Genomic DNA, 19,974 nt, shown 5'->3' with positions numbered 1-19,974 from the left:
GTCCACTTTTATGGTGGATTAGCTCTATTTTTATTGCTTAATTTGAAAATTAGTTTACCCTTGCCAAAATATTGTAAACCAGACAAAAGTTCTAACAATTTATATAATAAAACAATTTTAAGCAGCAGTTTAGGGTACAATGATATTAACATAAGTAATTTTTTGCGAGGTCATAAAATGAAATTTTTCAAGAAAGTTGGCATTGGCTTAACAGCCCTGGCTCTATCCACCACTCTATTTTTGCCATATACCGCTAACCCCCAAACAGTAGAAGCAGCTCAGAAAACCAAAGGAAAAGTCACGCTGCTTGAGAGCGATTATGTTTACAACCCGTCAGGCCATAAAATAAAATTGAAGCAAAATCGGGGTACACATAGCTATAACATTCCTAACGGCTTTAGCTCTGATCCCAAGGGCTATTTGACTACAGAAATGATAGTTTATGATGATGACAGTAGAACCAGCTATCCCTACTATGGCACTAAAAAAATTAACGGACAAAAATTTTACCACTTGGGGCATAACTATTACATTAATAGTGCTAATGTTTTAAAAGTCAATGGGCGCAATATCACACAAGGTAAATTGACTATCAAACACGATGCACTGATTTACAACAAGACTGGCAAAACAACGGGAAAGAAACTAAGAACTAATACAGTAGTTAAGTACCAAGGAAAAGCTAAGACTGCTACTAAAACACCCAAATATTTTTACTATCTTAAGGATGTCGCAAGGTACTTCCAGCCCAAATACGTACCTGCCCACAAAATAAAAGGAAAATATTTTTACTCCTTAGGACATAACAGTTACATTAAAGCAGCCAACGTCGGCTACATTAATGGCCACATTGCTCGCTACAACGGCACTGTAAATGCCACAGTCACTAAAAAAACTTATACTACAACAATAAATTTTTCTGCCGCAAAGCGGAAACTCAAAAAAGGACAAAAGATTAAACTTGATTTAACTGTTATTCCTTATGAAAGTGATGGCTTCGAGGGTTATATATACAGATTACATGATTACCCGGATGAATATGTTGATGAGGACAATGTTAAGCTGAAAAGGAATCTGCCTATCATTGATTATCGCGACTTAGTTTATACTTACGTTACGCCAGTGACAGACAACAGCGTTGAACTTTATGACACAGCTGGCAAGACAATTGGTAAACGTATTATAAAGCCGCAATACAGTAATCTTTCAGTTGATGGCTTAATGTACCTCTGGGTACCTGAGGAAAATAAGGCGGAACTGTTTTATCATTGTTTAAATTACAGTGACGCCAGTGTGATTGATGCCAACCAACCAAACCCGGTGCCAAATTCAGAGCCAACTTATCCTGCAAAAAAGCAAGCACTAATCTATGGCAATAACTTTATTAAGGTTAACGCTGTGAAATACGTCAGTGGATTAAGGCTAAAAGCCCTGAATACGATTGAGCAAGCTGAAAATGGGCAAAAGATTGCGACAGGAGCTGACAAACAGGAGCTGCTCACACTTTTTAATGAAGGAAAAAATCTAGCAAAAAATAGTGCTTATGATGATCTTATGTCTAACTATGATTGTGCCTTAAGAAACGCTTCTGCTATGTTAAGGTCTGATAAGGCAACTGTCACGCAGGTAGATGAAGCTGTCTGGTATGTTAAAACCGCTAAAGAGCAGCTGACAACTATGTCTACTCCTCCCGGTGATTAAATGGCTACGGGTCAGAGCAATATTAGTTTTACTAAAATAGTCCAAGCAAATATAATAGACAATATGTAGAGCATGGCAAAAATGAGACTATCAGTTTAATGCTGGTTCATTAGCTACTAATTATTAAAAAACAGCTATCAACTGATAAAAAGTTGTGACAAGCCTAGCGATAAAGGATATTGAAATCAAATTTAAAGGAGTAAATCAAAGTGAAATTACATAAAAATATTATTGTTGCAGCTGTTGCGGGTATTACCGTTTTAGCGCCAATTATTAGTCAAACTTCAGCTGTTTTAGCAGATGTGGCTGCAACTAACGAAACAAATACAAATACTAATACCAACACTAATACAAATAATCCAGACACAAGTGCAACAGATAAAACTGAAACTCCTGTAGCTGAACCAATTTCGCAACCTATCCAAGATACCCACGTATTAATATCAGAAATATCTTGCCCTGTAGCTGAACCAATTTCGCAACCTATCCAAGATAATGATCCCGAACCAAAGACCAATATCCACAAAACTAAGAAAACTTGGTCAAAACGCCACCAAAAAGCAAATAATTATTTCAATAAGAACGTCAAGAAGGGGCAGAAGCTAACGAATAAGACTAAAAAATTAGCCCTTTACAAGAAGATCTTGAAGCATTTTAAAAATTATAAGACTAAGTATGCCAAGACTTTCAAGAAATATCTTAATGCAGAAATTAAATGGTTAAACAGACAGATTAAATTGGAAAATGTTCCTACTACTAAACCATCGGGTGATTTGAAGCCACAACCTGTACAAAAGCCAAAGAAAGCAAAAGCACCTACAAATGATCATGGTGGGTGGTTTGACACTATTATTTATAAGATTTATTTGCAAGATTATAAATATTATAAGAAATATCCTACACTTTATAAAAAAGATGTAAAAAATGATATTAAAGCTTTGAAGAAACGAGGCTACAAGTTTAACGCTGACTTATCTGATAAGGGTTATAAGAAGCATAATAAAAAACTAGAAGACCATGACAATCTTCTTATGGATGAAGGCAAATTAAAATAATCTTCAGTGTCCTCACTAATAGAACAAAAGACTAATTCGCAGTTAAAGCGAACTAGTCTTTTTTATATTATTTAAGCTTGAACCCTTTAGGCAGCTGGGGCTTTTTGCCATTATACATAACATAAGTTTCTTTAGGACTCTTTTTAGCCGAATGGTTATACAGTTTTAGCAATTGCTTTTCAGTATACTTCTTGCCCCGAGGCTTGGCAATTGTGCCTTTGCCAACAGCTTGAATATGTTTAAATCCTTGACCTACTCCTGAACTCTTACGTAAGCGGTAATGCCCAAGCTTGACAACAAAGCCTTTGGGATTGCCAGCATTTTTCAAAACCTGACTATTATGGATATTAAAATGACTTAAATCAACTCCAGCGAGCTTCTGATCATTAGTAAACATTTCCGTTGAATCGTACATTTTTGGTAACCGCCAGCCACGCAAATCAACAAAAACAAGATTATCACAGTCCATAAACATTTGGCTGACCCTGGTAACCTGGCGTGTATCCCAAGTATGCAGGTCAAGCTGCTCAAGACTTTTTGCACCCTTAAACATCCTAAGCATATCAGTAACTTGGGCAGTATTAAAGTGCCTCAAGTCAATGTCTTTTAGACTGCTGTCGCCACTGAACATTGAATTCATCCAGCGTACGTTCTTGGTGTTCCAACCCGTTAAATTGAGTTTAACCAAAGAACTGTCTCCAGAAAACAGCGAGATCATATTAGTAACGTTGCTGGTATCAAAACTACTTAAATCTAAACTAGTAACAGCCGGATTGCATGCGAACATTTCTCTCATATCTTTAACTTTACTCGTATCAAAGTGACTGAAATTTAGCTGATCCAAGTGAGCGAATTTTGCAAACATCCCCGACATATCTGTAACATTACCAGTATTAAAGCCACTTAAGTCAAGTTTAGTTAAGTTAGAACACCCTTGAAACATATTTTTCATACTGGTAACGTTTTTGGTGTCCCAATTAGCCAAGTTTAAGTGAGTAACTTTACTACCCGAAAACATTTCTGCCATATTTGTCACTTGACTGGTAGCAAAACTACTCAGATCAAGACTTGACAAATTTTGGGTACTGGAAAACATATCGGACATATTATTAACTTTTCTGGTATCAAAGTGCTTAAGATTTAGTTCAGGAACTTTTATTCCAGCAAACATACCAGCCATGTTAGTGACATTACTAGTATCAAAATTAGCCAGATTAAGTTCTGCCACATCGCTATCCGCAAACATCTCTGCCATATTGGTCACTCGGCTGGTAGCAAAACTACTCAGATTAAGACGTCGCATCGGACTGTTTCTAAACATACCACTCATATTAGTGACTTTGCTGGTATTAAAACTGCTCAAATCTACTTCTGTTAAGGCTGTGTTGTCAAACATTCGTTCCATGCTAGTCACTTGGCTGGTATCAAAGTGACTAACATCAGCTTTAGTTAGTGCTTTGTCATTAGTAAAAAGCAAAGCCATATTTGTCACTTGACTAGTATCAACTTTGTCGAGACCTGTAATATCCTCCAAATACTCAAGACCGGCAAACTTTTCTGCCGAATTCGGAGCCATTTGAACCGGCGTTTCAAACACAATATGCTCAATATTGCCAGACCATTTAAACTGCTTTAAAAATGGTGTGCTTGATAATTGACTGCTCTTTTGCGGGCCACTAATCCGCAGGGTTCTGCTAATAACGTCGAATTTCCACGTACAGCTGCCATCAGTGCCAGTCCAAAGACCGGCATCAGATGGCAAACCTGTCGCACTAATTGGGACAACAGTAGGAGTTGCTGCTGCAGCTACATTTAAGTTAGTTTGCACCGTTACGACTAAACCTAATGCCATTGTTGCAATACCTATCCCAGTTTTTTTCAATTTGACTAAATTGGGTAATTTCATCTTGACGCCTCTTTTCTCTTATTCTAATTATAAGGGTATTTTACTTAAAACTAATTAATAATTTAAAACTTAAGTTAAACTTTGCCAGACTGTTATTCTTTTACTGTAAGACATGTATTGCTGCACCTATATTAGGTTATAATAAATTTAGTAGGAAAGATTAGTAAGGAGGTAAATCATGAAACTTACCAAAAAAATCTGTTTGGCGATCACGGCTTTGACACTGGTCGTAACTCCGCTTTTAGCAAATTACGATCAAATACAGACAGTAGTGGCTGCTAAAAGCAATAAAAAGACCGCAAAGGGTAAAATTACTTTAATCTATGGTGCCCATCTTTATAATAAATATGGCCATAAAATTAAAAACAAGAATAACGATCTGCCATATGCGGAAGATGATGCCAGCGGCTATAAGTATATCTATAGCTTTAATGCAGATGTTATGAAATACTATGGCACTAAAAGAATTAAGGGCCAAAAATTCTATAATATTGGTAAAGGTTGCTACATTAATGCCGCAGATGTCAAGGAAGTTAACGGTAAAAACAGTAAAAAGGGCAAATTAGTTTTATTACAAAAATCAGCTGTTTATACTAAAGCCGGTAACAAGAGTGGCCACACTTTACCTAAGCGAGCTATCATTAAATATCAAGGCAAAGTTAAACAAGTTAAAGCAAAACCGAAATACTATTATAGTAAATACTTTAACTCAGATAACAATGAGCATATTTTCTATCTGCCACTCACAAAAATTAAAGGGAAAAATTATTATGCCATTGGTAAAAATCGCTATGTCAAAGCCTATAATGTGGCAAGTTTAGATGGTTATCCTCTAACTTACAATGGGGTTACAACGGCCACCGTTCTCAAAAAGACAGCCACTCAGACTTTAAACGAAAAGAAAACCAAACATATTTTAAAAAAGGGGCAGAAAATAAAAGTTGATTTAGCCGTTACACCTTGGGCAGAAGACTTTGAAGGCTATATTTTCCGCCTGCATAATCATCATAATGAATACATAGATGAAAACTGTATCAACCTGAGAAATTACTTACCAACGACCGATTACTCTGATTTAACCTATAGTTTTGTTACTGCAAAGACTACTGCAAACGTTAAACTCTATGATGCCACAGGAAAACCTGTTGGGATTAGTTTTAACACTGCAAAGCAGTCTAACTTTAATGTTGACGGCTTGTTCTATATTTGGAATGCGGCTACAAACAAAGCTGAGTTGTATTACCACCTTCTGAGTAACAATTTAGATAGAAAAGCCCTTATCAATAATGATGGCACACAATTAAAGGCCCCGGCGACTGACAAAAAATATGGTCCGATCATTCTCACCACTAGTGAAAAAATAATAGCAGCTAACAGTTTCGTCAAAGCAAGTGATGTGAAATTTAGCAGGGGCATAAAACTTTCTCCTGTAAACACTTCTTTAGCAGCTGAGCAGAAACAAAAAGTAGCAACCGACAGCGATAAAGTGAAGCTCCAGAAAGACTTTGTTTCTGGACAGCAAACTATTAACGAGAGTGTCCATTATGATGGACTTATGCAGAGCTATGACTATGCTTTAGCTAATGCTGCTGTTGTCTTACGGTCGAGCAAAGCGACGCTGGCACAAGTAGATCAGGCAATCTGGCTGTTAAAAACCACTAAAAAACAGATAAAAACTTTAAACTTCCCTGAATTCGCCTAAAGCTTACTAGAAAGACAAACAAAAAAGGATTAGTTCTGAAATGAGCTAATCCTTTTATTTTACTAAAAATCAAAAATGAAATGATTTTGGTAACTGTGGTTTTTTACCGTTATACATGACATAGGTTTCTTTAGGGCTCTTTTTGGCAGAGTGATTATACAGCTTAAATAATTGCTTTGCAGTATATTTTTTGCCTTTAGGATTTCTAATTGTTCCTTTGCCTACAGCTTGAATGTGCTTAAATCCTTGACCTACACCTGAACTTTTACGCAAACGGTAATGGCCCAGCTTCACAGCAAATCCTTTAGGATTGCCTGCCTGATTTAAAATCCTGCTGTTATGAATATTAAAATTAGTCAGATCAACCCCTGCTAATTTCTTGTCCTGCATAAACATATCAGTCGCATCAATCAGTTTAGGCATGTGCCAGCCATGTAAATTAACTTTAGTCAGATTAGGACATTGAGCAAACATCTCACTTACTTCAGTTAATTTACGGGTGTTCCAATTATGTAAATCAACAGTTTTGAGACTCCGATCATTTTTAAACATCTCATAAGCTTCAGTGAGACTATTAGTTTTAAGATGACTTAAATTAATATTGACCAGCTGCGGGTCGTTTTTAAACATGCGACTCATACTCCTGACCCGTTTGGTATTCCAGCCTTTCAAATTAACCGTCTTTAAGTTGTCATCATCACTAAACATTTCAGACAAATTTTTATTGGACTTAGTATTAAAATGGCTTAAATCTAAGCTGGTAATTTTTTTCATACCAGAAAACATATAGCTGGTGCTAGTGACCTTGCTGGTATCAAAATTACTAATATCAAAATCAATTAAATTTTCAGCACCCTCAAACATGCCAAACATATCAGTTACCTTGCTGGTATTAAAGTGCTTAATATCCAAGCTGACCATATTTTTTAATCGTGCAAACATAGTACTCATATCAGTAACATTGGCAGTATCCCAGCCCGTTAAATTAAGTTGTTTTAATGCTGTATCGTTTGAAAACATACCTGACATATTAGTTACTTTACTAGTATCAAAATTACTCAAATCCAAACTGGTCAAATTGGAATCTCCAAAAAACATAGCTTTCATATTTTGAACATTACTAGTATTAAAATTGCTCAAGTTTAGAGTTGTTATGTCCATACTATGAGAAAACATATTGCTCATGTCCGTTACGTTTTTGGTATTAAAGCCTGAGCAGTCGAGCTGTTTAACTAGGCAATTATTGAACATTCCGCTCATATTTTGTACTTTACTGGTATCAAAGCTATCTACATTAATCGTTTCTGCCTTGGTACCGGAAAACATATTTGCCATATCGGTTACTTTGCTAGTATTAAAGTTTTTTAAATCCAGCTTTTTAAAATTGGCCGCCGCAAACATGCTGTTCATAGTGGTTACATTTGCGGTATTCAATTTACTCAAATCTATTGCTGTAGCAGTGGCATTATCCATACCTAATTTAAAGAACATGTTACTCATATCTGTAACTTTACCGGTATCAAACTTACTAATATCTAAGCTATTAAGGTTCATATCACCGGCAAATAAACCAGACATATCGGTTACCTCACTGGTATCAGCGTTCTCTAAACCCTTAATATCAGACAAATATCTCAAATTAGCAAATTTTTCTTTTGAATTTGCAGGTAATTTAAACGGACTTTCAAAAACGATATGCTCAATACTTCCAGCCCATTTAAATTTTTTAATAAAAGGTGTGCTTGACAATTGTGCTCCTTTAGCACCACTAATAGTCAGCGTATTAGTAAGGACATCATATTGCCAAGTGCAGCTGCCATCCATTCCAGTCCAAAAACCTAGCTGATTATTGCTAGTGCTGGTTGCAGCCGGTGTTGTTTTTGCAGTTTGATCTTTAGCAGCAGGTGCTGCAGAAGCTGCCACAACATTCTGCACCAGATTAGTTCCACTCATCATGCCCAAGACTGCAGCAGCCATACTGATGCCTAGTTTTGTTAAAATATTTTGCTTGAATTTAGTTGACTTCATTTTCTGACCTCCTTTTGCTCTTAATTTCATTGTAAGCCTTTTAAAAACTAAATAATATCTTCTTTTGCGTTTACTTGCGCCAGCTTCCAGCCAGTCATAAAGTGCTGCTCGCGTAAAGAGCGCAAGTCAGTATAATCGCTTTCCAAGCTATCAATTGCATCCTGCAATTTTTTGTTTTGTTTACGCATCTGATTTAATTCTGGATCATTAACCACACCCTTAAGATGCATTTTAGCCGCTAATTCGCGGCGTCTTTCTTCAAATTCACCCTTCAAAGTAGCAAGAGCATTTTCATATTTGACCAGTTTGTGGTTAACTTCAGGAATTTCATTATTTAAGCTGACAAACAATTTATAGGGCATGTTGGACTTAATACGATTGCATTCCGTGCAGGATAAAATCAGGTTGTCAAAATCATTATTATGTGACAGTGAAACCGGATCTTTGTGATCAACGCTGCGGCCGCGTCTGCCGCAATATTGGCAGCGGTAATGGTACTTGGCCCGAATACGCTCGCGGTCAATATAATCAACTTCATTGAGCTTAAAATCAACATTTAAGCCTAATTTACTTAAGTTTTCGGCAAAAGTAAATTCGCTGCTGGGCACAAAGTCAGTTTGACCTGTCTCGCTGTCAATTACCGCTTGATTAAAATCATGTGTTGCTAGTTGTTGCTGGGCTAATTCATTGCCGTCATAATCCTGAATAAAGGCTTCATAACGTTTGCGCACGTCATTTTTGGCAATTAAAAACGTAGGATTATCTGAGTCTTCATCTTTTCCGATAAAAGTAAACAGTAGGCATTGCGCAAAGACTTTCACTGCAATATTAGCAAAATTCTCCGGTGCTTCTCCTCTTTGGATACACAGATCGCAAATACTAGTTAATTTAGGGTTAATCAAGCCCGTTTGTTTAAAATGTTTGGCATTGATGCGCAAACCGCACGCACTGCATTGAAACTTCACTTTTAAGCGTTCTCCTTAGAGCAAAATGTATGTATCATTAATCTAATTCTACTCAATTTAAGATAATAAAAAAAGGTGGACGTAATGTCATCCACCTTTTAGTCTTATTTAAAAACAAACTATTTATTTTCGTCTGCTTTGGCCTTGTTCAAGAAAGCAACAACTGCTGCCACGTGCGCAACACGTTTCTTGCCGTTTTTCTTGTTCTTAGGTCTTTGGTTTGGTTCACAACCGGTGTTGTAATTCTCACCTTTACGCATAGTACTATACTTCCTTTCAGATTTTCGAAAATCTCATATAGTTTACCACTTAAGCTATAATGAAGCAAGATTTGCTCGTACTAGATCATTTTACTGTGATTTTTAATATCAAAAAACGGTTCCTTTGGAACCGCTTAAAATCTAATATTATTTATTAAATATTATCAGTTTATCACACTAATTATTTTCACTAACGGTCATAGCAGCATCAATCACGCCACTGTCGTCAGCTAAGCTGATTGCTGCATTCTTTTCATCAACTACCAAGTTATTGCCTAAATATTGCATTTCTGCAGGACTGGTGTATAAGTCAAAGCCCGCATTATTTTCAACTTTAATTGAAAAGTCTGGATCTTGCTTATCCAAGACCACAAATTGAAAACGGGTTCCGGCAGTACAACTGCCAGCAATATTAGAGTATTTATTAGAGCCGTCGTTTAACGATAATAAAACAACTTGCCCCTCTTTTACACTCTTTTTAATTTTATCAGCAGCACCTGATTTAACGTTCATTTTAACTGTTTCGGAATTACTCATTTTAATATTTCCTCCTAATCCTTAGCAATTTTCTCAAGTATAGGATATATTAAGTTATAGTGTCAAAAATTATGTTTATAGTAAAAGTATCCCTTAATCTAAAAAATTATTATTGCTAATAAGGGAAAAAAAGGTCAAAATGTATATAGCGATTACAGATGATTATAACTTGTGAAAGGGGACATTTTATGACCGTCTTGAAAAAGGTTTTTAGCGATAAAATCCTGCAAATTACTTTTGTAATAACGATTATCAGTCTTTTTTTTGCTAGACCGCGGTTTGAAGACATTAACTTACATACGATCTTTTCAGTCGCCGCGATGCTAATCATTATTCAAATATACGCCTACTTACACGTCCTTGATGTGCTCGCGTATAAACTGACCAGTATTGCTGATAATATGCAAAAACTAAATATTTTATTTACGGCTTTAGCAATTATCGCGGGGATGTTTTTGGGCAATGACATAACAGCGCTTACATTGATTCCCCTATACTTGAATATTGCTAAGAGATGTGATTTACCCCAGATTTTACCCGTTACTTTAATCGGTATGGGCGCAAACATTGGGGCTGCCTTTACCCCTTGGGGTAACCCTCATAACATCTTTTTAGTTAGTAAATATTCTGTTAACGCTGTCCAATTTTTTTCATGGTCTTTGCCCTATTTAATAATGGCACTTGTTATTACGCTGATTATTTTTCACTTTATCCCCCGCAAAAAAATTCCGCGGCAGGATGTTAAACAGATTAATATCAGCTTAAGACCAACAATCATTACTACAGCAGTGTTCGCGCTATTCTTCTTGGGCGTATTTAAAGTTATTAATGTGGTAATTCCGCTGATTGTTGCAATTATCCTGGCGTTATTAATAAACCCCAGAATCTTGCTTAAGGTTGATTTCGCTCTGCTATTAACTTTCACCTGTTTCTTTATTTTCATTAGTGATATTCAACAAATTCCGATGATTGTCAGCATTATCCATACAATGATCAATTCAGAAACTTCAACTTACTTCACATCAATTATTTCAAGTCAAATTATCAGTAATGTTCCTGCAACCATTTTAGTTGGTAAATTTACCCCTTATGCTAAAGCATTGTTTTTAGGTTCCAATATAGGTGGCTTTGGTTCACCGATTGGTTCAATGGCAAATATGCTGGTGCTCAAAACTTTTACCCAAAATGCGACAGTATCAAGAGGGGAATTTTTCAAAAAATGGACTGTAATGCAGTTCATAGGTTTGCTGGTCTTGACAGTTGTAGGCTGGGGACTTTTATTAATTTAATAATCAATTTAGTAAAGCTTTGCTAACGAAAGGTAGTATAAGCTCCTTTTTTATACTCAAAAGTCTCTTAATCAGTTATAATTAAGAGATATATAAGGAGGAAGACTATGAACAGTTTAACTTGGATAATTGTAATTATTATTATTTTATTAATTGCAATCTATATTGCGGTATACAATGGCTTACAAAAAGCCAAGGTTTACACCGATGAGTCCTGGAGCCAAATTGACGTCCAATTAAAGCGGCGTAATGACTTGATTCCTAATTTAGTCGAAACCACCAAAGGATATGCCAAACACGAAAAAGAAACACTGGAAAACGTTGTGCAGCTGCGTAATCAGTTAACTAACATTCCCAGCGATGACCATGCACAAACCTTAAAAGTTTCTAACCAGATTTCTGATGCGCTTAAGTCCATCTTTGCATTATCAGAAAATTATCCTGACCTTAAAGCCAATCAAAACTTCTTGAAATTGCAAGAGGAATTGACTAATACTGAAAATAAAATTGCCTATTCAAGGCAGCTTTATAATTCATCTGCTGCTTTATACGATCAAAAACTTTTAACCTTCCCTTCCAATATTGTTGCTCACATTCATGGTTTTAAGAAAGTTGACTACTTGCAAACCAGTGAATCTGAAAAAGAAGTACCTAAAGTTAAGTTTTAAATACTAGGTCAGTTTTATGTTATTTCAACAAATTGCCCGCAATAAGCGCAAAACTGTGGGTATTATGGGATTGTTTGTTATTATCTTGGCACTTGTAGGTGCAGGATTAGGCTACCTTTTTAGCAACAGACCAATTTTAGGTTTAGTTATTGCCGTGATTTTTAGTATAATTTACATGCTAATTGTCTTGCCCAATCCAGCAAACATGGTTATGAGCCTCAATCATGCCCAAGAAGTTCATGAGCAGGATAATCCTGAATTATGGCACGTTGTGCAAGATATGGCACTAGTTGGTCGTGTACCCATGCCGCGAGTATTTATTATCGATGATCCCAGTCCTAATGCGTTTGCGACAGGAAGGAATCCGAACCATTCAGCAGTTGCAGTTACTCAAGGTTTACTCGATATGATGAACCGGGAGGAACTGGAAGGAGTTTTGGGCCATGAGATTTCTCATATCAGAAACTACGATATTTTAGTTTCTACTATCGCTGCCGTGCTAGTCGGTGTCATTTCTTATCTTTCTGGGATCGCCAGCCGCTATATCTGGTGGATTGATGATGATCGCGATAGTGATCATGATAGTGGTGGCACCATCGTTGTCATTTTTAAGGTAATAGCAATAGCGTTTGTCTTAATTTTGGGGCCTATTTGTGCCAGTTTAGCGCAAATGGCATTGTCACGTAACCGTGAATACCTTGCCGATGCTTCTTCAGTAGAGTTAACGCGCAATCCGCAAGGGCTAATTTCGGCGCTTGAAAAAATTGACGGCTCTGCACCAATGAAAAAAGCTGATCCCAGCAGTGCGGGAATGTATATTGAAGATCCTATGCGTAAAAAACGCAGTTTTACCCATTTGTTTGACAGTCATCCACCAACAGCGGACAGAATTAAACGTTTAGAAAAAATGTAAAAAAACAACCTTCTTGTTTAAGGTTGTTTTTTATTTCAAATTAATATTTGCCTGCCTGAATAGTTCTGCACGCATTTGCACCGGTGTTTCATGGTAATATTCACTGAACTTCTTATAAAAGAAGGATTTGCCGCTATAACCGACACGGGTAATTATCTCTTTGACGGAAATATCTGGACGAGCAAGTAAACTTCGTGCTTCCAGCATGCGCCTTTCATCGACATGTTCCACAAAACTTTTGCCTGTTTTTTGTTTAACCAAACTTGAAAAATAATTAGGATTAAAACCAAAATGCTTGGCTGCATCATTAAGCGTAATGTTAGTAAAATGGGCATCAATATATTTTTCCAGATCCGTTTTTGCAAACTGATGACTTGTTGCTGGAGTGGAAGTTAAATTTTGCTTTCTAACTGCAGAAACGAAAAGCAAGGTAAGTTCTGCCATGATAGCGTTACGGGTAAACAAGTCATAATTAAGATATTCATTAATTATCTTTTTAAGTAGATGGGCAGACTCTGACATTAGCGTTCCGTTTAACCCTAATAATCTTTTTTGCTCAAAAGTAGTATTGATTTTTTTAAGCAATTTTTTCTCATAATTGTTCATTACAGTTAGATTGTCGAAAAAGTTCCGGACATCTATATTGGGGTCAAATTCGAGTTTAACTAAAATATCTTTACTACCAGGTTTTAATATTTCATAATTGCTCTTTTTCTGTAAAAAAATGATATTGCCATCATTGAGTATAAAATTCTGACTATTGATCCTCACTTTAGTTGAACCTTTTGCCTCATACAGAATAGTTAGCCCTGTTGTTTGGTAGCGATGAATTCCCGTATTACGATTTTCTAAAAAGGCTATAAACAAATCAAAGTTGCTGTTACCTGGTTTTATTTTCACTTCATTAGTATCAGACCTAGCCGCATCTATGATACTGGCTAAATATTGTTCCAATTTAACTGCTGCCATTACTTTCACCTCTTATACAGTTTAGGGATTATATAGTTTTATTATATAGCAAATTTTCATCTTACTAATATAATTTTGTTATTTTACCTTTATCATTGCTACATGAGTAACGGAAACTCCTTGTGCATCTAGACAACTAATTTTCTTTTCTGTATAATAAAATTTAACATCGGGGTGCCTGTAAAGGCTGAGATTAAACCCGCAGAACCTGCTATGGATAATGCCAGCGAAGGGAAAACGAAAGATTTTACATCGTCAGGCTATTATCCTGACGATTTTTTTGGTAACTAAATTGATTAAATTAAATAACCTAACATTTTCATATGACAAACAAAACCAAATTTTAACAAATATTAACTTAAATATTCCTACAAAGCAGTTTTCATTGTTAGTTGGACCAACTGGCTGTGGTAAATCTACCTTATTGAAAATAATAGCAAAGTTATATCCTGAATTTGCAGGACAACTAAGCGGCACTGTTACTCTGGGCGGCTTAAAGGCTGCTATGATGTTTCAAAATGCCAGTGAGCAATTTACTATGGCAACTCCTCGAGAAGAAATTATTTTTGCACTGGAAAACCTCTGCCTTAATAAGGCCCAGTATCTAAAACAGTTAAATGAAGCCGTTCAGTTTACCCAAATTGATTATTTACTTGATCAAAAAATTAACACATTATCTGGTGGTGAACAACAAAGAGTAGCATTGGCTGTTCTCATAGCGATGAATGTTGACCTGTTTTTACTTGATGAGCCTTTCGCCAGCTGTGATCCCGCTGCCCGCAAGTTTTTAATCGCTAAACTAGCACATCTGCGCGATCAAGGAAAAACAATCATTTTAAGTGATCATGTACTAGCTGGTTATGAAGGAATTTGCGACAATCTTTTTCAATTTCAGGGTAAACGCCTGGTGCAGCTTTCTCAAGCAGAACAGGAAAAATTGTTGCGAAAAAATACGGATTCTAATTCCTATACTTTTGTCTTACCGCAGCAGACTGAGGAGTCGTGCTTTACCCTGCAAAACGTTCAGATTAGACAAAATCGTTTACTTCTAAAGCAGGAACAGTTAAATATTGTTTCTGGTAAAACCACTCTGATTACAGGAGCCAACGGTGTGGGCAAAACATCGCTTTTTAATGCTCTGACTAAAATGATCCCTTATTCAGGCAGCATCACCTACCACAACCGTGAAATTAATAAATTACCTACTCGTAAGTATTTGCTTCATGTAGGCCAAATATTTCAAAATGCAACTGACCAGTTTATCAATGTCTCTGTTGCAGATGAAATTAACCTCAGCAAAAAAAAGCGGACCAATTCTTATTTTACTGATGACAAAATAGCTGCTGCTTTATCCACTCTTGAACTTGATTCACTACTTGATCATGTCGTATATTCATTATCCGGTGGACAACAAAAGAAACTGCAAATCTTGTTAATGTTGATTTCAGATCAGGATGTATTGTTAATTGACGAACCACTTAGCGGCCTGGATGCTGACTCTGCCGTCAAAGTGATGTCTTTATTAAGAGAAAGTCAGAAAGCACGGAAGCAAACGCTTTTAATTATCAGCCATGAGTTAAAGAATTTAGCTGATTGGTGTGACTATCACCTCATTTTTAAAAACCAGCATCTAGCTTACACGAACAAGTGAGGTACTATCATGAATCCTAGTTTTAAATTTATCTTGGCTCTGATTATTTCTGTAGAAATATCACTGAAATCAAGTTTACTAACAAACCTCTTAATCATATTCTTTGCATTGGTCTATTTAATTTGCAAACACATTAAATTAAGCAATTTGCTTTTAACTCTACTAATGCCTTTAATTGCCGCTTTTACAGTTTTTGCGACTTTATACTGGTTCTCGCCACAACCCAACTTACAGAACGCACTAAGCTTATCTAGTCGAATTTACGTTTATACTTTGACTATCTACTGCGTTTCAATAGACACTACTGCTACAGAATTTGCCCGCTCTTTTGAACAAAATTTTCATTTGCCCAGCAAGTTTGCTTATGGAGTTTTAGCTGCTCTTAATATCGTTCCCCGAATGAAAGAGGCCGTTAAGCAAATTCGTACTGCTGGCATGATGCGGGGAGTATATTTGAGTTTTTGGTCACCGGTTCTTTATTTTAAAGCTATCTTAGTTGCTCTGAATTCTGCAGAAAATTTAGCTCAAGGTATGGCATCCCATGGTTACCGCGAAAATGCCAAGCGCTCTGTCATTGCAGCTGTTCCTGTTAAAAAAAGTGACTGGCTGCAGTCAATTGCAATTTTGGTTTTAGTAAATCTAGCATTATTGACGTTAAAATAAAAAAGTGGACATGCTTGTCCACTTTTTTTCTATCCCTTAATTTATTCAGCTAAAGAATAACCTGCAACACTAATATTAACCGGCTCGTCTGCAGTGATAAAAATTGCCGGCTTTTTGGTTGTGTAATAGCGTTCTGAAAATACCAGCTCCCCGTCATTTAAGAAAAACTCAATTGAACTTGTATCAATAAAAACTTGTATTTTTAATTTTGAGTTTGGTCTCAGTTTGCCATAACGTTGTGCGTCGGTTGTCGATTTATCCGCTCTGATCAAAATTACTTCATTATTTTCCTTATTCCAAGATAATGTAACCAGATTTTCCTGTTCATTTTTAAAAATGAAGCTAATCTCATTACCTGACCAATTTTCAGTTTTAGCAGTTAAAAGCAACTCCAAGTGCTGCGGATCAGAAACATTAACTTGCATTGAAGAACTCGTTTGTTTTTCGTCAACTACTTTTTCTTGCCGTAATTGTTTTAACTCATTGACTGGCGTCATATACAGCTGATTATTTTTTAAAGTTAATTCTCGCGGCAAAGTTAACGCCCCACACCAGCCATCAGCCTGCTCGGAAAAGTCTGCATGCCACATATCAAGCCAGCCAAAAACAATGCGCCTATTATCAGGCGTTAACATAGTTTGGGCAGCGTAAAAGTCATGCCCATGGTCAAGTTCTTGAAATGCACCATGTTTAAGCTGATTGTTGCGATAATCCATTTTACCGATAAAATATCCCGTTTGATAGCAGTTAAGATATTCTTTACCCTTTGCCACGATTCCTTGAGGTGAACATAACAAAACGTCCTCTCTGCCCAATGAAAAAAGATCAGGGCATTCCCAGGTGTAGCCTTCAATATCGGCTCCTTGAGAAACGGCTATCGGGCCTAAATAATCCCAATGCAATAAATCAGTCGACTTATAAGTAATTGCACGGCCTAATCCTTTCTTATCCTGACCACCCACAACAATATAATATTCATTTCCATCTTGCCATACTTTAGGGTCACGAAAGTGCTGTGAGTTATCCGTCGGTGGCAATGCAATCACAGGATTACCACTATATTTTGCAAAATGAATGCCATCGTCACTAAAAGCAACATTTTGTGTTTGATAAAAGCGACTATGATCATTGACATCGTAGTAATGATTACCTGTATAAATCAGATACAAGCGACCATCCTTTTCAATTGCGCTACCAGAATAACAGCCATCTTTATCCTCAGGACTATCCGGGGTCAGTGCAACTGGTAATTCTTCCCAGTGAACCAAATCTTGACTGCGATAATGGCCCCAGTGCATAGGGCCTCTTTTAGCTGAATAAGGATAGTACTGGTAAAAAATATGATAGTAGCCTTTATAATATGAAAAGCCATTAGGATCATTCATCCACCCGGAAGATGTTGTTATGTGATAATTTAGCCGATACCGCTTGTTAGTAATTTTAGCCGGAGTTTGCATTTTTGTTTTTTATTGCCTTTCGCATAATCAAATCTACTTATGATACGGACTGCCACTATTAATCATAAAGCCGCGATAAATTTGTTCAATCAAAACGACCCGCATTAACTGGTGCGGCAAAGTCATTTTGCCAAAGCTCATTAAATCATCTGCTCTTTTATCTACTTCCGAACTGGTACCTAAACTGCCACCGATAATAAAAGTAAGATCAGAATGTCCGTAGGTTGTAAGGTCCTTAATCTCGTGCGCAAACTCTTCACTGGTTCGCTGCTTGCCATTAATTGCGGTCACAAAAACGTATTCTTTATCTTTTATTTTGCTCAAGATTCTTTGTCCTTCTATTTTTTTGACATTTTCCTGTTCTGCCGCACTAAATTTTTCAGGAGCTTTTTCATCCGGAACTTCAATTAACCGTACTTTAGCAAAACGGCTCAGCCTTTTTTGATATTCAGCAATAGCATCCTTAAAATACTTTTCTTTTAACTTACCCACACAAACAATTTTGATATTCATAACTGCTATTTTATCCCCCAATTCCCAAAGTTTCCACTTACCTTTTCCACAACTGTGTAAAGTTAAAAACTACATTTTGTGGTCTTTACCTTTAGTAAGCGAATAAATTGTGTTTTGCCTATTTTTTTAAATTTATCAAATTAAATTTACCCACAGTGAGATTAATTATAGGTAATTTTCACAAACTTTTTGCTCTCAAATACTGCTGTTAAGCCCTGAACAACTGTTTGAGCTAATTAATTTTCACTATTATTTACACACAATTCACAGGTTTTCCACAATTTGTCCCAACTACTTTTTCGCATTTTATGCACAATCCACAAAGTTATCCACAGTTATCAACAAGATTTTTATCTTTGTGTTTTACTTGACAGCTTTTAATTCCGAACTTTAATTTGTTTCCCAATAACAATATTAAGAAAAAAGCTATACTTATGTTTCAAACCGCATAGTATAGCCTTTTTTTTACTTAATTCTGGAATATTTTTGATTTAGTCTGACTGCAATTTTACTCGTAAATTGATTTCTTTTCCGTTACGATTAACGGTCAAATTGACGTTATCTCCGACTTTGTGATTATACAAAATGCTGTGTAACGAAGCGACATCTGAAACAGCTTTGTTGTCAACCTTAATAATTACATCGCCTGCTTTAACTCCTGCTATAGCAGCCGCACTGTGCTTAGTAACTGAATCTACATAAATACCATTTTTAAGATTAGATTTGATGTTAAGGTGGTTTCTGTAACTGGAAGGAATGCCTTGTAAAGCAATTACTTTAACTCCCAGTTGTGGACGCACAATCTTACCTTTCTTAACCAATTGATTAACGATAGTTACTACTTCATTGGAAGGAATAGCAAAACCCATTCCTTCAACTGATGTACCATCGCTTGATTGCGAAAGCTTCATTGAGTTGATCCCAATAACCTGCCCTGCAGAATTAACTAATGCACCACCTGAGTTACCAGGGTTAATTGCTGCATCCGTTTGAATAACCGTTTGCTGATTAGCAGATGAAGTAGTGATGCTACGTGCCGGAGCCGAAATTATCCCTTGCGTAACCGTAGAAGCATATTCACTGCCCAGAGGAGAGCCAACCGCAATTACTGTTTGTCCTGCCTGTAAGCTCTTAGAATCACCAAATTCAGCTGTTTGAGTGACATAGCTGCTATCAATTGAAAGTACAGCTAAGTCTGTTGTAGCATCCGTACCAATGATACGGGCATTGACTGTTTTACCATTAGACAGCATAACCTGAACTTTATCACTACCAGAAACAACGTGGTTGTTGGTAACAATATAGCCCTTATTACCGGACTTAGTGTAAATTACGCCTGAACCTTCGCTGTATGTCTGCAGCTTTCCTTTGCCCTTATTATCATTATCGTAATCGCCGAAAAAATCGAAAAGGGAATTGCTGCTGTTTGTCTGCCTTTTCATATTAATAACTGAAACCACAGCACCTTTAACGTCATTATAAGCTGGGGTCATTGTCCCGCTGGTTTTAGCACTGTTTCTAGAGGTTTTAGCACTGCTGGAACTAATACTAGTCTGTGCATTATTATTCATATTAGCATTGTTTATTTGATCTAAGGCCACATATGAGGCCCCACCACCTATAAGTCCGGCTACAACACCAACAATAGCAGTCTTCAAAATGCCATGTTGCTGACGACCAGAGTTTTGATTATTCAT

Annotated in this window: 17 protein-coding genes and 1 riboswitch; of the genes, 8 read left to right on the top strand and 9 right to left on the bottom strand. The window is 36.5% G+C overall.

Annotated elements, in window-relative coordinates:
* Positions 1 to 177 precede the first annotated feature (177 nt).
* Together LDX54_RS00870 and LDX54_RS00865 are read left to right on the top strand one after the other, a co-directional pair.
* The gene (locus LDX54_RS00870; protein WP_187156905.1) at positions 178 to 1,701 is read left to right on the top strand and encodes an SLAP domain-containing protein; all 1,524 of its coding nucleotides are present in this window, start codon (positions 178 to 180) and stop codon (positions 1,699 to 1,701) included.
* A 209-nt stretch (positions 1,702 to 1,910) separates the two neighbouring features.
* Positions 1,911 to 2,756: a hypothetical protein gene (locus LDX54_RS00865; protein WP_265667154.1), complete on the top strand. Its 846-nt coding sequence runs from the start codon at positions 1,911 to 1,913 to the stop codon at positions 2,754 to 2,756.
* A 67-nt stretch (positions 2,757 to 2,823) separates the two neighbouring features.
* Here LDX54_RS00865 and LDX54_RS00860 read toward each other — a convergent pair whose 3' ends face one another.
* On the bottom strand, positions 2,824 to 4,662 hold the full coding sequence (locus LDX54_RS00860) for a BspA family leucine-rich repeat surface protein (protein ID WP_265667155.1): 1,839 nt from the start codon (positions 4,660 to 4,662) through the stop codon (positions 2,824 to 2,826).
* Positions 4,663 to 4,840: 178 nt separating this feature from the next.
* Here LDX54_RS00860 and LDX54_RS00855 point away from each other — a divergent pair, with 178 nt between their 5' ends.
* Positions 4,841 to 6,364, top strand: coding sequence for an SLAP domain-containing protein (locus tag LDX54_RS00855; protein WP_265667156.1), 1,524 nt, complete (start codon positions 4,841 to 4,843; stop codon positions 6,362 to 6,364).
* Between the two features lie 69 nt (positions 6,365 to 6,433).
* On the opposite strand, the gene LDX54_RS00850 is transcribed toward LDX54_RS00855, so the two are convergent.
* From LDX54_RS00850 to LDX54_RS00835, 4 genes are all read right to left on the bottom strand, one after another.
* Positions 6,434 to 8,392, bottom strand: coding sequence for a BspA family leucine-rich repeat surface protein (locus tag LDX54_RS00850; RefSeq protein WP_265667157.1), 1,959 nt, complete (start codon positions 8,390 to 8,392; stop codon positions 6,434 to 6,436).
* A gap of 47 nt (positions 8,393 to 8,439) precedes the next feature.
* Positions 8,440 to 9,357, bottom strand: coding sequence for an HNH endonuclease (locus LDX54_RS00845; RefSeq protein WP_265667158.1), 918 nt, complete (start codon positions 9,355 to 9,357; stop codon positions 8,440 to 8,442).
* Between the two features lie 119 nt (positions 9,358 to 9,476).
* Positions 9,477 to 9,617, bottom strand: coding sequence for a hypothetical protein (locus LDX54_RS00840; RefSeq protein ID WP_090094091.1), 141 nt, complete (start codon positions 9,615 to 9,617; stop codon positions 9,477 to 9,479).
* A gap of 177 nt (positions 9,618 to 9,794) precedes the next feature.
* Entirely contained in the window at positions 9,795 to 10,154 is a 360-nt protein-coding gene (locus tag LDX54_RS00835) for an iron-sulfur cluster biosynthesis family protein (RefSeq protein ID WP_265667161.1), read from the bottom strand.
* Positions 10,155 to 10,342: 188 nt separating this feature from the next.
* Here LDX54_RS00835 and LDX54_RS00830 point away from each other — a divergent pair, with 188 nt between their 5' ends.
* From LDX54_RS00830 to htpX, 3 genes are all read left to right on the top strand, one after another.
* Positions 10,343 to 11,443: an SLC13 family permease gene (locus LDX54_RS00830; RefSeq protein ID WP_046324133.1), complete on the top strand. Its 1,101-nt coding sequence runs from the start codon at positions 10,343 to 10,345 to the stop codon at positions 11,441 to 11,443.
* A gap of 107 nt (positions 11,444 to 11,550) precedes the next feature.
* Positions 11,551 to 12,111 carry a LemA family protein gene (locus LDX54_RS00825; protein ID WP_110445437.1) on the top strand — a complete coding sequence of 187 codons (561 nt, stop codon included), beginning with the start codon at positions 11,551 to 11,553 and terminating at the stop codon, positions 12,109 to 12,111.
* A 16-nt stretch (positions 12,112 to 12,127) separates the two neighbouring features.
* On the top strand, positions 12,128 to 13,024 hold the full coding sequence (gene htpX, locus LDX54_RS00820) for a zinc metalloprotease HtpX (RefSeq protein ID WP_265667162.1): 897 nt from the start codon (positions 12,128 to 12,130) through the stop codon (positions 13,022 to 13,024).
* A 30-nt stretch (positions 13,025 to 13,054) separates the two neighbouring features.
* Here the strand turns inward: htpX and LDX54_RS00815 are convergent, their stop codons facing one another.
* Positions 13,055 to 13,993, bottom strand: coding sequence for an AraC family transcriptional regulator (locus LDX54_RS00815; protein WP_265667163.1), 939 nt, complete (start codon positions 13,991 to 13,993; stop codon positions 13,055 to 13,057).
* A 160-nt stretch (positions 13,994 to 14,153) separates the two neighbouring features.
* Positions 14,154 to 14,245: riboswitch (TPP riboswitch) on the top strand.
* A gap of 40 nt (positions 14,246 to 14,285) precedes the next feature.
* Here LDX54_RS00815 and LDX54_RS00810 point away from each other — a divergent pair.
* Positions 14,286 to 15,644: an ABC transporter ATP-binding protein gene (locus LDX54_RS00810; protein WP_265667164.1), complete on the top strand. Its 1,359-nt coding sequence runs from the start codon at positions 14,286 to 14,288 to the stop codon at positions 15,642 to 15,644.
* Between the two features lie 9 nt (positions 15,645 to 15,653).
* Positions 15,654 to 16,307, top strand: coding sequence for an energy-coupling factor transporter transmembrane component T (locus tag LDX54_RS00805; RefSeq protein ID WP_174794760.1), 654 nt, complete (start codon positions 15,654 to 15,656; stop codon positions 16,305 to 16,307).
* Between the two features lie 41 nt (positions 16,308 to 16,348).
* Here LDX54_RS00805 and LDX54_RS00800 read toward each other — a convergent pair whose 3' ends face one another.
* From LDX54_RS00800 to LDX54_RS00790, 3 genes are all read right to left on the bottom strand, one after another.
* The gene (locus LDX54_RS00800; RefSeq protein WP_265667165.1) at positions 16,349 to 17,764 is read right to left on the bottom strand and encodes a sucrose-6-phosphate hydrolase; all 1,416 of its coding nucleotides are present in this window, start codon (positions 17,762 to 17,764) and stop codon (positions 16,349 to 16,351) included.
* Between the two features lie 33 nt (positions 17,765 to 17,797).
* Positions 17,798 to 18,277 carry a 23S rRNA (pseudouridine(1915)-N(3))-methyltransferase RlmH gene (gene rlmH, locus LDX54_RS00795; RefSeq protein ID WP_265667166.1) on the bottom strand — a complete coding sequence of 160 codons (480 nt, stop codon included), beginning with the start codon at positions 18,275 to 18,277 and terminating at the stop codon, positions 17,798 to 17,800.
* Between the two features lie 491 nt (positions 18,278 to 18,768).
* On the bottom strand, positions 18,769 to 19,974 hold the full coding sequence (locus tag LDX54_RS00790; protein WP_174794937.1) for a trypsin-like peptidase domain-containing protein: 1,206 nt from the start codon (positions 19,972 to 19,974) through the stop codon (positions 18,769 to 18,771).

The sequence above is a fragment of the Lactobacillus sp. IBH004 genome (assembly GCF_026185255.2).
In the GTDB taxonomy this organism is placed as follows: Bacteria; Bacillota; Bacilli; order Lactobacillales; family Lactobacillaceae; genus Lactobacillus; species Lactobacillus melliventris.
The sequence above is the reverse complement of the archived record's forward strand: the minus strand, read 5'-3'. Positions and strand labels throughout refer to the sequence as shown.

Excerpts from the sequence above, each read along its gene's own strand:
- LDX54_RS00830 (WP_046324133.1), top strand. The coding sequence starts at position 10,343 with ATGACCGTCTTGAAAAAGGTTTTTAGCGATAAAATCCTGCAAATTACT.
- LDX54_RS00790 (WP_174794937.1), bottom strand. The coding sequence starts at position 19,974 with ATGAATAATCAAAACTCTGGTCGTCAGCAACATGGCATTTTGAAGACT.
- rlmH (WP_265667166.1), bottom strand. The coding sequence starts at position 18,277 with ATGAATATCAAAATTGTTTGTGTGGGTAAGTTAAAAGAAAAGTATTTT.
- htpX (WP_265667162.1), top strand. The coding sequence starts at position 12,128 with ATGTTATTTCAACAAATTGCCCGCAATAAGCGCAAAACTGTGGGTATT.
- LDX54_RS00860 (WP_265667155.1), bottom strand. The coding sequence starts at position 4,662 with ATGAAATTACCCAATTTAGTCAAATTGAAAAAAACTGGGATAGGTATT.
- LDX54_RS00805 (WP_174794760.1), top strand. The coding sequence starts at position 15,654 with ATGAATCCTAGTTTTAAATTTATCTTGGCTCTGATTATTTCTGTAGAA.
- LDX54_RS00825 (WP_110445437.1), top strand. The coding sequence starts at position 11,551 with ATGAACAGTTTAACTTGGATAATTGTAATTATTATTATTTTATTAATT.
- LDX54_RS00870 (WP_187156905.1), top strand. The coding sequence starts at position 178 with ATGAAATTTTTCAAGAAAGTTGGCATTGGCTTAACAGCCCTGGCTCTA.
- LDX54_RS00840 (WP_090094091.1), bottom strand. The coding sequence starts at position 9,617 with ATGCGTAAAGGTGAGAATTACAACACCGGTTGTGAACCAAACCAAAGA.
- LDX54_RS00850 (WP_265667157.1), bottom strand. The coding sequence starts at position 8,392 with ATGAAGTCAACTAAATTCAAGCAAAATATTTTAACAAAACTAGGCATC.
- LDX54_RS00815 (WP_265667163.1), bottom strand. The coding sequence starts at position 13,993 with ATGGCAGCAGTTAAATTGGAACAATATTTAGCCAGTATCATAGATGCG.
- LDX54_RS00800 (WP_265667165.1), bottom strand. The coding sequence starts at position 17,764 with ATGCAAACTCCGGCTAAAATTACTAACAAGCGGTATCGGCTAAATTAT.
- LDX54_RS00835 (WP_265667161.1), bottom strand. The coding sequence starts at position 10,154 with ATGAGTAATTCCGAAACAGTTAAAATGAACGTTAAATCAGGTGCTGCT.
- LDX54_RS00855 (WP_265667156.1), top strand. The coding sequence starts at position 4,841 with ATGAAACTTACCAAAAAAATCTGTTTGGCGATCACGGCTTTGACACTG.